This is a genomic window from Rhodocytophaga aerolata (genome assembly GCF_030503435.1).
GTDB lineage: Bacteria > Bacteroidota > Bacteroidia > Cytophagales > 172606-1 > Rhodocytophaga > Rhodocytophaga aerolata.
In genome coordinates, this window is the sequence record NZ_JAUKPO010000158.1 from 1 (window position 1) to 1,256 (window position 1,256).

Below are 1,256 nucleotides of genomic sequence, written 5' to 3' on the forward strand. Positions count from 1 at the left end.
TAATCATCAAGCTCTGCTTAGCAAAGTATCGACCTTTCCTCTGCTGCGAGGTGTATTGAAAGGATGGCTCAAAGCCGGAATCATGGAAAAAGGTAGGCTTTTCCCATCCGAGCAAGGCACTCCTCAAGGCGGATGTGTTTCGCCGTTGCTGGCTAATATTGCTTTGCATGGCATGGAGCACACTTTGCAAGCGGCTTTTCCTCCCTACCGCCAAAAGCAGGATGGGAAGTGGGTCTACTATCGGCTCAATCTGATTCGTTATGCTGATGACATGGTGGTGTTACATGCCAATTTAGGACAACTGCTGAAAGCAAAAGCAGTGCTGGAAGAATGGTTACAACCTATGGGACTGGAACTGAAAGCAAGTAAGACACGCATAGTGCACACCTTAGAAGCGTATGAAGGCAAAGCAGGCTTTGATTTTCTGGGCTGCAGGATTGCTCAATTACCCGCAGGTAGAACACACGGAAGAGCTTACCGGGATGGGACCCCCTTTGGTTTTCTTACCCGCATCTCGCCTAGTGAGCAAAGCATGAAAACCCATAATGAGCAGCTCAAAAGAGTTATTCATCAGTATGGGAATGCTCCTCAGGAGGCCTTAATTGGAACGCTAAATCCGATTATCAGAGGGTGGGCTAATTACTTTGCAAGTGAGAACTCTTCGGCTGCTTTCAGAAAGATGAATCATTTGACCTTTCTCAAACTGTTGAGTTGGGCCAAACGCAGACACGTCAATAAAAGCAGACGCTGGATATGCCACAAGTACTGGAAAGTGGATTGGGGCAAATGGGACTTTTCAGCAGGCAAGAAAGGCAGACTTAACTTGCATAGCGAGGTAAAGATCAAACCCCATATCAAAGTCAAAGGAGAAAAAACACCTTATGATGGAGATTGGGCTTACTGGGCTTCTCGAATGGCCCATCACCCTCAAGTGGGATCGACAACGGGAAAACTACTCAAAAAGCAACAAGGGAAATGTAATTGGTGTAACTTACACTTCACCAGCGAAGATCAACTGGAAACAGACCATATCCAACCAAGTTCAAAAGGGGGAAAGGATGGGTTAGACAATCTGCAGCTTTTGCATCGGCATTGTCATCACCAGAAGACGGCTGTTGACTTATCTGAAGTGAAAGAGAATTAAGAGAGGTGCTCTTGACAAAGAGCCAATCCAAGGAGGAGCCGGATGATGGGAAACTGTCAAGTCCGGTTCTGAAGACCAGTACAGGAGGCGACTCCTGTACTGAGTTTAACTG

1 protein-coding gene is annotated in these 1,256 nt (G+C 46.7%); it reads left to right on the forward strand.

The genetic code is table 11. The features are described from left to right. Positions 1-1,144, forward strand: a 1,144-nt coding sequence (locus tag Q0590_RS37300) for a group II intron reverse transcriptase (protein WP_302042779.1), incomplete at its 5' end; no start/stop codon positions are given. Between the last annotated feature and the right edge of the window lie 112 nt (positions 1,145-1,256).